This window comes from Streptomyces sp. L500 (assembly GCF_054551825.1).
Map to the genome: position 1 here is coordinate 86675 of NZ_JBTOLC010000006.1, position 12413 is coordinate 99087.

Sequence of the window (12413 nt, forward strand, 5' to 3'; positions counted from 1 at the left end):
CTGGGGCGGAGCCCCAGGAAACGGCGCTCCTAGTGGTGGAACGCCGTCGCCACCCGCTCCGGCCGGTCCAGTGGCGCGTCCTGCCGGCGCAGTTCGGGCAGGAGGGCGACCAGGTCGTCGAGGAAGACGTCCGCGAGGTCCTGCGAGAACCCGTTGCGGCACACGACCCGCAGCACCGACAGGTCCTCCCGGTCGGGCGGAAACGTGTACGCGGGCACGAGCCAGCCATGCTCCCGGAGCCGGCGCGAGACGTCGAAGACGTCGAAGTTGCTGATGCCGTCGGCCGTGGTGAAGGCGAACACCGGCAGCTGGTCGCCGTGCGTCAGCAGACGGAAGTCGCCCAGTTCCCCGATGCGCCGGGCGAGACCGCTCGCGACGGTGCGGGAGTTGCGCTGGACGGCCCGGTAGCCCTCGCGGCCCAGCCGCAGGAACGTGTAGTACTGCGCGGCGACCTGCGCGCCCGGGCGGGAGAAGTTGAGGGCGAAGGTGGGCATGTCGCCGCCCAGGTAGTTGACGCGGAAGACCAGTTCGTCGGGGAGCGCCGCCTTCTCCCGCCACAGGGCCCAGCCGACGCCGGGGTAGACCAGGCCGTACTTGTGGCCGGAGGTGTTGATGGACGCGACGCGCGGCAGCCGGAAGTCCCACACCAGGTCCTCGTCGAGGAAGGGGGCGATCATCGCGCCGGACGCGCCGTCGACGTGGACGGGGACGTCCAGGCCCGTGCGTTCCCGGAGGGCGTCCAGGGCGGCGCAGATCTCGGCGACCGGTTCGTAGGAGCCGTCGAAGGTGGAGCCGAGGACGGCGACGACGCCGATGGTGTTCTCGTCGCACAGCCCGGCCGCGGCCTCGGGGTCGATGTGGAAGCGGTCGCCCTCCATGGGCACCTGGCGGGCCTCGACCTCCCAGAAGTTGCAGAACTTGTCCCAGCAGACCTGGACGTTGGAGCCCATCACCAGATTGGGCCGGGCCCCGCCGCCCGGGTAGCGGTCGCCATGGGCGAGGGCCCAGCGGCGTTTGAGGGCGAGGCCGGCGAGCATGCACGCCTCGCTGGAGCCGGTGGTGGAGCAGCCGACGGCAGAGGCGGGGTCGGGGGCGTGCCACAGGTCGGCGAGCATGGCCACGCAGCGCCGTTCCAGTTCGGCGGTGCGCGGGTACTCGTCCTTGTCGATCATGTTCTTGTCGCGGCACTCCGCCAGCAGCACCCCGGCCTGGGGCTCCATCCAGGTGGTGACGAAGGTGGCCAGGTTGAGCCGGGCGTTGCCGTCGAGCATCAGTTCGTCGTGGACGAACTGATAGGCGGCGGACGGGGTCATCGGCCCGTCGGGCATCCGGTGCCGGGGCGGCTCCAGCGCCATCGAGGAGACCGGGTCCGCCTCGCCGTAGAAGGGGTTGACCGCGTAGCGGCGGGCGGCGTGCCGGCCGCCGCCGCCCTTGTGCAGCGCCATGCGCGCGTCAGCCCTCGCCGCCCTCCGCGGGCTGCTCGGCCTCGGCCGCCTCGGCCGGGGCGGCGGCCTCGGCGCCCTCCTCCGCCTCCTCTTCCTCCTCGGGGAGTTCCTCCGCCTGCGCGGCGACGACCTGGAGCAGGGCCGTGCTCCCGTCGACGGCCAGGGTGCTGCCGCGCGGCAGCTCGATGTCCTCGGCGCGAATGGTGTGACCGGCCTCCAGGCCCTCGATGGAGACGGTGAACGACTCCGGGATGTGGGTGGCCTCGGCCTCGATCGGCAGCGCGTCCAGCATGTGCTCCAGCAGGTTTCCGCCGGGTGCCAGCTCGCCCTCGGTGAGGACCGGGACGTCCACGGTGACCTTTTCGCCCTTCTTCACGGCCAGGAGGTCCACATGGATCAGAAAGCCCTTGAGCGGATCGCGTTGGACGGCCTTGGGGAGCACCAGCTCGCTCTTGCCCCCCTCGATGTCGAGCCGGATGAGCACGTTCGGCGTCTTGAGGGCCATCCACAGCGCGTGGCCGTCCAGCGCGAGGTGCTTGGGGTCGGCGCCGTGGCCGTAGACGACGGCGGGGACCCTGTTCTCGCGGCGGATACGCCGGGCGGCACCCTTGCCGAAGTCGGTACGCGGTGTGGCGGCAAGCTTCACTTCGGCCATGGGGGGCTCCTCGGAATTCGTGGCTCTCCGGCCGCCGAGTTTATTCCGGGTTCATCCGGCCGGACCGCCCGGGAAATTCTCGATTGCTCCGTTCGGCCGAGAAACCCATTTCCTCGGGCGGCCCCGGCGGCCGTGCCGCCGGGGCCGCGCGGACGGGGCGAACCACCCATCCGTGCGCCCTCTCCGCACGCCGGAGCACAGCCGGGCGGCCGCGCTTCGGCCCATCGGCCGTCACCCGTGAATCACCGGTGACGGCCGGAAAGCACGGTGAAATCATCGGTGCCGCGCAGCATTCCGCATCCGGCCGCCGCCGGGTGCCGCCCGTCTGCGCGGACGCGAGGAAAGGGTGGCCCATGCCAGAAATCCGCCTCGAACCACCGCCGGACCGACCGGGCCTCCCGGAATTCCCAGCCGTCGTGGAGCCCGCCGTCCGTGACATTCCCGGGCCGCCGCCGGCCCCCGGCCCCGCCGAGCCGGTGGCCTGGGAGCGCACGGCGACCCCCTCCGGCGAGGAACTGCTCGACCGCGCCGCCCCGGCGGTGCTCGCCGACCCTCGGGCGCGGGCCGCGCTCGACGGACACCGGTACGCCTTCCTGGGCGCCGGTCTGCTCGCCGACGACAAGGACCGTACGACACCCGCGATCCTGGTGCTCGTCTACGACTACACCGACGACCGGACGCTGGAGTTCACCCTCGACGACGGCGAGCCGCCCGTCCTCACCGGCATGACCGCGGGTCCTGCCCAGCCCGCCCTCTCGGACGCGGAGATCGAGCGGGCGGTGGAGATCGCCCGGGCCCAGTCCGAGGCCGCGCGCCGGGCCCCGGCCGACACCGTGCCCATGGTGCTGCTCACCAGCGACGTTCACGAGGGCGACGAGCACCACGGCCGGCGCCGCGCCTACGTCGCCTTCGGCTCCCCCGACCGGCGCATGCCCCAGGTGCGCGTCCTGGTCGACCTCGGGGAGGAGCGGGTGGTCGACGCGGGAAGGAGGGTGGGCGATGAGTGAGTCGGGCCGGATCAGCTGGCCCGCCCAGCAGCCGGTGTGGACCTTCGACTGGCGGCTGGCGGACGCCCCCGACGAGGAGGGCATCGTCATCCTCGGCGCCGCCTACCGGGGGCACCAGGTCTTCGCCAAGGCCAGCCTCCCCTCCTTGCGGGTGCGGTACGAGGGGCCGTGCGGTCCGTACAAGGACCCGCTCAACTACAACAACGCGCGCCCCACCTCCCGCTGCCCCGGCAGCAGGGTGTGCGTCTACGCCTACTCCAGCGGGGGCCTGCGCGCCCTGAGCGTGGAGTCGTACCACACCATCAGCGCCTACCGGCTCACCCACCGCTGGGTGTTCTGGGAGAACGGCGTGATCATGCCCCGGCTCTTCAGCGCGGGCATCCAGTGCCCCTTCGACCACCGCCACCACGTCTACTGGCGGCTGGACTTCGACATCGACGGCGCGCGGCGGGACCTGGCGCTGGAGTACAACACCTATACGGGCGAGGAGGGTTGGGGAGCGGGCTGGCACCCCTTCCGCACCGAGACCAAGCGGCTGAAGAACCCGCCCTCGCGGCGCAGCTGGGCCGTCGTCGACCTGGACAGCCACCGTGGATACCACGTGCTGCCCGGGCCGAACGACGGCACCGCGGACGCCTTCTCGGCCTCCGACCTGTGGCTGCTGCGCTACCGCGCGAGCGAGGACCGCTACGGACGGCAGGGAACCGCGGCCGACGACGGGCTGAACGGCTATCTGAACGCCGAGAGCACCGACGGCCAGGACCTGGTCGTCTGGTACGCCGCGCACCTCTTCCACCGCGTCGCCCAAGGGGGCGACGACTGGCACGGCGTGGGCCCGGACCTCGTCCCGTTCGGGCCGTGGTGACGTGTCGTGGGCACGACGCGACCACCGGCCCGCACCCGGGAACCCGGCATCAGCCCAGCAGACCCCGCACGAGCCCGCTGATCAGGTCGTTGACGCCGCCCACCACACCGCCGAGCGTGTTGACGAGCCCGCTCAGCAGGCCCTGAACGGAGGGGATCAGCCCGGCGCCGTCGAACCGGCCGCCGTCGTGCGCGGCCCGTTCCTTGGCGAGCCGTACGGTCGCGACGACCGCGTCGGTCGTGGCGACCGTGACCGCGCGGAGCTCCGGACGCCCGCTGCCCGCCTGCCGCTCCAGGCCGGCCCGGGCCCGGCCGAGCGCGTCGAGGTTGTCCCGGATCGCCCCGCAGTGCCCGGCGCGGGACCGCTCCGGGCCGAGGGCGGCGCAGCCCGCGGCTTCCTCGGCCGCCTCCTTGCCGACGGCGTTCTCGTCGATGGCCCGCATCGCCTGGCCCGCGGCCTTGCGCAGGGCGTCGGGCGAGGGGGCCTGGACGTGGGCGGTGGCGCCGGACGCGCCGCCCGGCGCGGACACCGTGCCGGCCGTGGTGGGGGCCGCGGTGCCGAGGAGGAGCGCACCGCACACGGTGGCGGACACCAGCAGGCCGGATCTTCGGGGGACACCCATGGAGGTAACTCCTTCGAACAGAAGGGGATCTTCACGAAGACCCTGCGCCGGGTGCGACGCCCCCGCAAATCGGGCCACCCCTCCGGTGACAACGGGTCCCTGACGCGGTGTGCCGCGGTGCGGTCGTCAAGTCGCCAAAACGCTTCAGACCTCCAGTTCGGCCTCGATGCGCCGGAGCTGGTGGCGGGCCATCGCGAGGTTGGCGCGCTTGCCGTCGAGCACCAGGTACAGGAACAGACCGTTGCCGCCCCGGCCCGTCAGCAGCCTGATCAAGTGGTACTGCGTGCCGAGGGTGATGAGGATGTCCTCGATGCTGTCCTGGAGGTTGAGCATCTCCATGGCGCGCAGCTTGGCCCGGACGACGTCCGTGTTGCCCGCGGCCGCGACGTTGAGGTCGAGCGACGCGGAGCCGCCCAGGGTGCCCAGCGCCATGCCGCTGCCGTAGTCGACGAGGGCCACGCCCAGCGCGCCGTCGATCGAGTTCATCGCGTCCTTGAGGGCCGTTTCGGTGTTCGCCATGGGAAACCCATTTCTTTGTCGATGAATTTATGGATGGATACGCGATCGGTCACTACGCCTGGCGCTGTCGCTCCAGTGCGCCGTCGACGATCTGCGCGATGCGGGCGCCCGCTCTGCGGGCCTCCAGGTTCAGCCGCCCCACATTGGCGTCGGCCGAGGCCAGCAGCGTCAGCACGCTCGCGGCGCCGGCCGCGTACGTGGCCACGTAGCCGAGTTCGCCGCTGACGACGAGTTCGCGGAACCCCCCGTGGCCCACCGCGTCCGAGAGCCGCGCGCCGACCCCCAGGGCCGCCGCGGTCAGCGCGGCCAGCCCGTCCGGTTCGGCACCGGTGACGAGGTGCGCGATCACCAGCCCGTCGGTGCTCGCCACCATGGCACCGGTCAGATGCGGTACCCGGACACGTAACCCCTGGAGCTCGGCGAGCACCTCGGGTGCGGCGGTCATCGGCTGCCTCCTTACGACGAATTGCCTCAACGCGCGCCTCATCATGGGATCGGTGGGACCCGGCCGGCACCCGGCCCGGTCGCGGAGCGTCTCAGGGTCACAAGGCCTCCAAAGCGTCGCGGATCCGTTGGAGCAGGAAGATCTCCGGTGCGTCGGCGGGGACCCTCGCGGCCGGCGCCGCCGGGCGGGCCCGCCGGGGCGGCGGCGTGCCGGGGGCCGGGGTCCGCACCAGCCCCGCCGCCGCCAGCCGCCGGACGTCGAGGAGGGTCGCGAAGGCGGAGCGGCCCAGCGCGCCGGCGATCTGCGTCGGCGTCCGCACCCCGTCGGCCGCGGCCAGCACCGCTCCGGACGGGGACCGGCGGACGATCCTGGGCGCGGGTACGGGGGCGGGGACGGGGACGACCGGGGACACGTCGAGTTCCGGGCAGGGGCAGGCCCGCTCCAGCAGGCCCCGGCGGCGGCGCACTTCCCGCCGCACGGCCGCCACGGGGACGGGACGGACGGGCCCGAACCAGTGCCGGGCGCCCCGCAGGAACCGGTCGGGGGCCCGCTGGGAGCCGTCGAGCGGGGACAGTACGAAGTAGGCCGCGTCGAACAGGGCGCTGAGATGGCACAGTTCGAGCTCGCCCCGGCTCAGCCTGCCGCGTTCGACGAGCAGGCTCCCCGCGCGGTGGTCCGGCCCGCCCTCGGCCACCGCCTCCTCCCAGCTCTCCCGCGACAGCCGGCCGCTCGCCGTCAGCCGCCACCCCACGTCCGGCACGACCGGGCTCTCGGCGTGCACCAGGGCGCCGTCGGCGAGGTAGAGGGCCCCGGCCCGGCCGTGCAGCGCCCCCGTCGCCCGCTCCCGGACGAGCCGGTCCAGCGTGGCCGTCACCACGGCACCGCCCGTCGCCACAGCCGTCATGCCGACACCAGCCGGGTGGCCAGGTCCTTCATCCGGAACAGCGCCACCGCGAGATTGGCCTCCGTCCGGTCCAGCCAGACGTAGAGGAAGACACTGCTGTCGAACGAGGTCGCCACGTACCGGAACAGGTGGTAGCTCCCCCGGGCGGTGACGATCAGCTCCTCCACCGGCCCGTCATGGCGTGCGCCGCCACCCGTGAACCCACCGTTCTCCACGGCGAGCCGGGCCAGTTCGGCGGCCTCCGCCGCCGACGCCTCGTGATCGCTGTCCGGTCCGTCGCCCACCGCCCCCAGGGTGAGCCCGCTCGTCCAGTCCACCAGACTCGCGCCCCGCGCCCCGGGAATGGCCATGGCCTCCGTCAGGCACCCGTCTATTCCGGTCACACGATCCTCTCCAGCCGCGCGACGGCAACAGGGAGCGCCGCGTATCGGTCCAAGGCTCGGTACATGGGGGGGGTGATCACCAGGGGATGTGACCCATGCGACGGAAGGTAACCGATACCGGTGGCAGGGGGTGAGGGTTTTGGCATTTTCCCTCGGCACATGTGCGGAGGTGCTATATGCCTGACGTGGTGGGCGTTAGGGTGAGCGCTGCCGGTCCCCCCACGTTCGGCGGCGATGCCCGCCTGCCCGTCCGTACCGATCGTGGAGTTCCGCCTTGGCCATAGCCACCGTGTCCCGTCCCGCGTTCCGCCGGCGCCTCGCCGCCGCGTGCGGGCTCGTCCTCGCGACCGCGCTGACCCTCACCGGGTGCACGGGGGACGACAAGTCGCCGACGCGCCCGTCCGCTTCACCGTCGGCGTCGGCGTCCGCGTCGGCATCCGCGTCGACCTCACCGTCGCCGGGGCCCACGGGGAGCGCGACGCACACCGACACGCCGTCCCCCGGGTCGGCGACCCACGTGCCGAAGGCGCCGCCCAAGACGCGCGGGCCGCAGACCGAACCCCCGGCGCCCGGCGCGGAACGCACGGCAGGAGCGGCGGGGGCGAAGGGGGCGTCCACGTCGGAATCGTCCTGCGAGATCCGTTCCGACGCCGGGAACTGCTATAAGGCGGGCCAGTTCTGCCGCAAGGGCGATGTGGGCGCCGGTACCCACGACGCCCACGGCCGTCTCATCACCTGTGGCGGCGACGGCGGCCGCCCGCGCTGGCACTACTGACCGCCGGGCGGCCGCCGCGCGCACGATCCGGGCGTGCGGCGGCCGGGCACCCGGGCGGGGCGCGCCGCCGGGGCGGCGTGCCGGGGGACCGAGCGGGGACGACATCCCGTCCGGGCTGTGACCAGCGTGCCGTCGCGCGGCCGCGGCGCGCAGGGGCCGAACGGACCCCGCGCGGGGACACCCGGGCCTTGCCCTCCCCCCGGGCCCGGCGCACCGTGGAAGGAGCGAGGGCCCGACGGCCGGAGGTGAGCACGATGACGGTCCCGGAGACCACGGCCTGGGTCGTCGACCACACAGCGCCCGCCACCGAACGGCCGCTGCGCCGGGAGCGCAGGCCGCTGCCGGAACCGGGCCCGTACGATCTGCTGATCAAGGTGGGGGCGTGCGGGGTGTGCCGTACGGATCTCCATCTGGCGGAGGGCGATCTGCCGCCGCGCGCCCCCCGCCGTACGCCCGGCCACGAGATCGTCGGCCGGGTGCTGGCCGCCGGACCGGCCGCGGAGGGCTTCGCCCCCGGTGACCGCGTCGGCGCCGCCTGGCTGGCGGGCACCTGCGGGACGTGCCGCTACTGCGCCGGCGGCCGGGAGAACCTCTGCCCGGACTCCCGCTACACCGGCTGGGACGTCCACGGCGGGTACGCCGAGCACGTCGTCACGGACTCCCGTTTCACCTACCGGCTACCGGAGGGCCCGCCGGACGAGGAGCTCGCACCGCTGCTCTGCGCGGGCATCATCGGCTATCGCGCGCTGCGGCGGGCCGAGCTGCCGCCCGGCGGCGCGCTCGGCATCTACGGTTTCGGCGCCTCCGCCCATCTGACCGCGCAGCTGGCGATCGCCCAGGGCGCGTCCGTGCACGTCCTCACCCGTGCCGAGCCGGCCCGCCGGCTGGCGCTCGAGCTGGGCGCGGCGTCGGCGGGCGGCACCTACGACGATCCGCCCGTGCCCCTCGACGCGGCGATCCTCTTCGCTCCCGTCGGGGATCTCGTGCCGGTGGCGCTGGCGGCCCTCGACCGGGGCGGGACGCTGGCCGTGGCCGGAATTCATCTCACCGACATCCCGGTGCTCGGCTACGAGCGGCACCTCTTCCAGGAGCGGACCCTGCGCAGCGTCACCGCCAACACGCGGGCCGACGGGCGCGCTTACCTGTCCGAGGTCGCCCGGCACCGGCCGGTGGTGCACGTCCAGCCGTATCCGATGAGCCGTGCCGACGAGGCGCTCGCGGACCTGGCGGGAGACCGGGTCACGGGCGTGGCGGTGCTGGTCGCGGAGGAGTGAGCCGAGCCGGCCCGGCGGCGTGCGGTGGCCGGATCGGGGCCGTTCGGCCCATGGCGGTCCGACACATGTTGGATCATGATCCAAACAGGGCGGCATGCCGACGAGACGATGAGGAGCCGGAGCGGTGGAACAGCAGTCAGCGCGAGCGGGGGCGTTCTCCGCGGAGCGGCCGATCCGGGTGTTCCTCCTGGACGATCACGAGGTCGTGCGCCGGGGCGTCCACGATCTGCTCGACGGCGAGGACGACATCTCGGTCGTCGGCGAGGCCGGCAGCATCGCCCAGGCGCTCGCGCGCGGGCCCGCGCTCCGTCCCGACGTGGCGGTGCTGGACGTCCGGCTGCCCGACGGCGACGGCATCACGGTCTGCCGCGAGCTGCGGTCCCGGATGCCGGGGCTGGCCTGTCTGATGCTCACCTCCTTCGACGACGACGACGCGCTGCTCGACGCGATCATGGCGGGGGCGTCCGGCTACGTCCTGAAGCAGATCAAGGGCTCCGACCTGGTGGCCGCCATCCGCACGGTCGCCTCCGGCCAGTCGATGCTGGACCCGGCGACGACCACGCGCCTGATGAACAGCCTGCGCGGCGAGGACGAGCAGCCCGAGCCGGAGGACGAGCGCCTGGCCGGGCTGTCGCCGCGCGAGCGGGAGATCCTCGGCCTCATCGGCGACGGCATGACGAACCGTCAGATCGCGGAGCGGCTCTACCTGTCCGAGAAGACGGTCAAGAACCACATCTCGCGGATGCTCGCCAAGCTCGGCGTGGAGCGCCGCATCCAGGCGGCCGTGCTCGCGTCGAACGTCGCCCGGCCGTCCTGACCCCCGTTCCCGTCACCCCTCGCCGGACCCGTCACCCCTTGGCCGGAGCCGTCACGCCTCGCCGGAGCCGTCCGGCAGCGGGATGCTCCACGTCAGGGTCGTTCCGCCGCCCGCCGGCGCTGTCAGCCGGAGCCGGCCGCCGTGGCGGGCGGCCCGCTCGGCGAGGTTGCGCAGGCCGCTGCGGCGGCCGCCCTCGCCCTCCGGCATCCCGGCGCCGTTGTCGGTGACCGTCAGCGTCAGCCGGCGGCCGTCGTTGACGACGGCGACGTCGGCCGACCGGGCGCGGGCGTGCCGGGCCACATTGGCCAGGGCCTCCCCCAGGACGGCGGCGACGTCCTCGGTGACCTCGCGCGGCACCTGGGTGTCCAGCAGCCCCTCCATCCGCAGGCTCGGGGCGAAGCCGAGGAGCGTGCCGCCCTCGCCGACCGTCTGGACGACCCGGGTGCGGAGCCCGTGCTGGGGAGCGGTCTCCCGGGAGCGCAGGCCGAAGATCGTGGACCTGATGATCTTGATGGTCTCGTCGAGGTCGTCGACCGCCCGCTGGACGCGCTCGGCGGCCTCGGGGTGGTCGATGAAGCGGTCGGCGCTCTGGAGCGTCATACCGGTGGCGAAGAGCCGCTGGATGGCCAGGTCGTGGAGGTCGCGGGCGATGCGGTCGCGGTCCTCCAGCACGGCGATCTGCGCGGCGTCCGCCCGGCGTTCGGCGAGCTCCATGGCCACGGCGGCCTGCCCGGCGAAGGCGAGGAGGGGTTCCGTCTCCTCCTGGGTGAACGGCGCGCGGCCCCTGGCCCGGGCGAGCAGCAGCACACCGCGCACCGCGTCACCGGAGGTGAGCGGCACGGCCGCGGCGGGACCCGCGGCGCGGCAGGGCCCGGCGGCGTTCGCCGGGTCCGCGGCGAGGCCCGCGCTGAGGACCGGCCGGCCCGAGGCGTACGCGCTCCCGGCGAGGGTGCCGTCGGCCGGCAGGACCGTGCCGCGCAGGTCGTCGGCCTCCTCCCCCAGCGCGGCCTCGACGGTCAGCGCGGGCTCCCCCTCCGGCAGCGGCAGGGAGACGGTGACCAGGTCGGAGGAGGTGATCTCCTTCGCCCGCTCGGCGATCAGGCCGATGACGTCGGCCGGCCGGGCGCCGGACATCAGACGGTTCGTCACCTCGGCGCCGGCGCGCAGCCAGCGCTCGCGGCGGGTGGACTCCTCGTACAGCCGGGCGTTGTCGATGGCGACGCCCGCGGCGACGGCGAGCGTGGCGAGCACCTCCTCGTCCTCGTCCTCGAAGTCCGCGCCGCCCCGCTTCTCGGCCAGGTAGAGATTGCCGAAGACCTGCTCGCGCACCCGGATGGGCACGCCCATGAAGCTGTTCATCGGCGGGTGTTCCGCCGGGAAGCCGTACGAGGCCGGGTGCGCGGAGATCCGCGGCAGCCGCAGCGGCTCGGGGTGGCGGATGAGCTCCCCCAGGATGCCGTGGCCCGAGGGGTACGGCCCGATGGCCTTGATGTGCTCCTCCGACAGCCCGACGGTGAGGAACTGCGACAGCGTCCGCCCGTCCGGCCCGATGACGCCCAGCGCGCCGTACCGGGCGTCCACGAGCACCACCGCCGCCTCGACGATCCGGCGCAGCACATGCTCCAGTTCCAGCTCCCGGCCGACCGACATCACGGCCTCCAGGAGGCTGTGCACCCGGTCCCGGGTGCCGCGCGCGGCGTCGATCCGGGCCTGGAGCTCCTCCAGCAGCTCGTCCAGCCTGAGTTGCGGTAAGCGCACCACCATGCCGTGCCTCCTCGTAGGCGCGTCCGAACCTTCACGGACGGACGACCCGCCCACCCGATCACCACCGTATCCGCCGGCCGGGGCACCGGAGGAGCCGGGTCCGGGCCATGAAGGGGCCCGGACCCGGCGTCGGCCGGGGCGTGTGCTCAGGTGCCGGCCTTGCGCCCGTAGACGTAGACGTCGTCGCCGTTCTTCAGCATCGACCAGTACGTTTTCGCGTCCCCGCGCCGCATGTTGACGCAGCCGTGGGAGCCGGGCGCCGACCAGACGCTGCCGTCGATGGCGTGGAACGCCTGCCCGCCGTCGAAGAACTGGCTGTACGGCATCCGCACCTTGTAGATCGTCGACCAGTGGTCGACGCTGCGCCAGTAGATCCGCTTGAGCCCGGTCCGCGTCCCGTACCCCTCCCGGCCGGACCGTATCGGCACCGGCCCGAACGCCAGCCGGGAGCCGTCCTGTATCCAGCTCAGCTGACGGGTGAGGTCGACGCAGGCGATCCGCCCCTTGTTCACCGGGCATTTCCGCTCGGCGTTGGGATTGTTCCCCGCGGCGCGCTGTTTGGCGACGAGGTCCATGACGCCCCAGGTGACGGGCCCGGCGTAGCCGACGGCGGGGCTGATGCCGTGGTCGAGCTGGAAGTCCCGGATCGCCCGGCAGTCGGCGGCCGACTGCCGCCCGTCGACGGGCCGCCCCAGGAACCGCTCGGCCTGCTTCTGGTACGGCCCGGCCCCGGCGGTGCAGGAGGCCGTGGCCGCCCGCGCGCTTCCCGTCCCCGCCGCGACGGACAGCGGCACGGCCAGCACGGCCGCCGCGCCGAGGAGAACACCGAGTCGTCCGCGTGCGCGGACGTTCGCTCTCTTCACTGCTGCGCTAGTCATGCCCGTATGACACACAGGGAGACCGCTTGGTTGCGCTACGGACACGTCCCGATGACGGTT

The 12413-nt window shown here is 73.6% G+C and carries 14 protein-coding genes; 5 read left to right on the forward strand and 9 right to left on the reverse strand.

Annotated features, from left to right (window positions below; all coding sequences use genetic code 11):
- Window positions 1–29: 29 nt before the first annotated feature.
- Both ACX9I7_RS09040 and ACX9I7_RS09045 read right to left on the reverse strand, forming a co-directional pair.
- Window positions 30–1445, reverse strand: a complete 1416-nt coding sequence (locus ACX9I7_RS09040) for a glutamate decarboxylase (protein ID WP_459387007.1) — start codon at window positions 1443–1445, stop codon at window positions 30–32.
- A gap of 7 nt (window positions 1446–1452) precedes the next feature.
- Window positions 1453–2100 carry a 50S ribosomal protein L25/general stress protein Ctc gene (locus ACX9I7_RS09045; protein WP_387572418.1) on the reverse strand — a complete coding sequence of 216 codons (648 nt, stop codon included), beginning with the start codon at window positions 2098–2100 and terminating at the stop codon, window positions 1453–1455.
- A 353-nt stretch (window positions 2101–2453) separates the two neighbouring features.
- On the opposite strand from ACX9I7_RS09045, the gene ACX9I7_RS09050 reads away from it, so the two are divergent.
- The gene (locus tag ACX9I7_RS09050; RefSeq protein ID WP_387572421.1) at window positions 2454–3107 is read left to right on the forward strand and encodes a hypothetical protein; all 654 of its coding nucleotides are present in this window, start codon (window positions 2454–2456) and stop codon (window positions 3105–3107) included.
- Window positions 3100–3972 carry a hypothetical protein gene (locus ACX9I7_RS09055; RefSeq protein ID WP_387572424.1) on the forward strand — a complete coding sequence of 291 codons (873 nt, stop codon included), beginning with the start codon at window positions 3100–3102 and terminating at the stop codon, window positions 3970–3972. The genes ACX9I7_RS09050 and ACX9I7_RS09055 overlap by 8 nt, the downstream gene beginning before the upstream one ends.
- Before the next feature lie 49 nt (window positions 3973–4021).
- On the opposite strand, the gene ACX9I7_RS09060 is transcribed toward ACX9I7_RS09055, so the two are convergent.
- The 5 genes from ACX9I7_RS09060 to ACX9I7_RS09080 all read right to left on the reverse strand — a co-directional run bounded on the left by ACX9I7_RS09060 (window position 4022) and on the right by ACX9I7_RS09080 (window position 6845).
- Entirely contained in the window at window positions 4022–4594 is a 573-nt protein-coding gene (locus tag ACX9I7_RS09060; protein WP_387572427.1) for a hypothetical protein, read from the reverse strand.
- A 144-nt stretch (window positions 4595–4738) separates the two neighbouring features.
- Window positions 4739–5113 carry a hypothetical protein gene (locus ACX9I7_RS09065; protein ID WP_387572430.1) on the reverse strand — a complete coding sequence of 125 codons (375 nt, stop codon included), beginning with the start codon at window positions 5111–5113 and terminating at the stop codon, window positions 4739–4741.
- A 52-nt stretch (window positions 5114–5165) separates the two neighbouring features.
- The gene (locus ACX9I7_RS09070) at window positions 5166–5558 is read right to left on the reverse strand and encodes a roadblock/LC7 domain-containing protein (protein ID WP_373298052.1); all 393 of its coding nucleotides are present in this window, start codon (window positions 5556–5558) and stop codon (window positions 5166–5168) included.
- 97 nt (window positions 5559–5655) lie between these two features.
- The gene (locus tag ACX9I7_RS09075) at window positions 5656–6462 is read right to left on the reverse strand and encodes a transcriptional regulator (RefSeq protein ID WP_459387008.1); all 807 of its coding nucleotides are present in this window, start codon (window positions 6460–6462) and stop codon (window positions 5656–5658) included.
- Window positions 6459–6845 (reverse strand): hypothetical protein, encoded by a 387-nt coding sequence (locus ACX9I7_RS09080; RefSeq protein ID WP_459387009.1) that lies wholly within the window; start codon window positions 6843–6845, stop codon window positions 6459–6461. The genes ACX9I7_RS09075 and ACX9I7_RS09080 overlap by 4 nt, the downstream gene beginning before the upstream one ends.
- A 274-nt stretch (window positions 6846–7119) precedes the next feature.
- Here ACX9I7_RS09080 and ACX9I7_RS09085 point away from each other — a divergent pair, with 274 nt between their 5' ends.
- The 3 genes from ACX9I7_RS09085 (at window position 7120) to ACX9I7_RS09095 (ending at window position 9711) form a co-directional block, all read left to right on the forward strand.
- A complete protein-coding gene (locus tag ACX9I7_RS09085; protein WP_459387010.1) occupies window positions 7120–7620 on the forward strand; it encodes a hypothetical protein in 501 nt (166 codons plus the stop codon).
- A 254-nt stretch (window positions 7621–7874) separates the two neighbouring features.
- Window positions 7875–8894, forward strand: a complete 1020-nt coding sequence (locus ACX9I7_RS09090; protein ID WP_459387011.1) for a zinc-dependent alcohol dehydrogenase family protein — start codon at window positions 7875–7877, stop codon at window positions 8892–8894.
- A 124-nt stretch (window positions 8895–9018) separates the two neighbouring features.
- A complete protein-coding gene (locus ACX9I7_RS09095) occupies window positions 9019–9711 on the forward strand; it encodes a response regulator (protein ID WP_387572442.1) in 693 nt (230 codons plus the stop codon).
- Window positions 9712–9762: 51 nt separating this feature from the next.
- Here the strand turns inward: ACX9I7_RS09095 and ACX9I7_RS09100 are convergent, their stop codons facing one another.
- Together ACX9I7_RS09100 and ACX9I7_RS09105 are read right to left on the reverse strand one after the other, a co-directional pair.
- A complete protein-coding gene (locus ACX9I7_RS09100) occupies window positions 9763–11475 on the reverse strand; it encodes a GAF domain-containing sensor histidine kinase (protein ID WP_387572445.1) in 1713 nt (570 codons plus the stop codon).
- 146 nt (window positions 11476–11621) lie between these two features.
- Entirely contained in the window at window positions 11622–12353 is a 732-nt protein-coding gene (locus tag ACX9I7_RS09105; RefSeq protein ID WP_387572448.1) for a L,D-transpeptidase family protein, read from the reverse strand.
- Window positions 12354–12413: the final 60 nt, after the last annotated feature.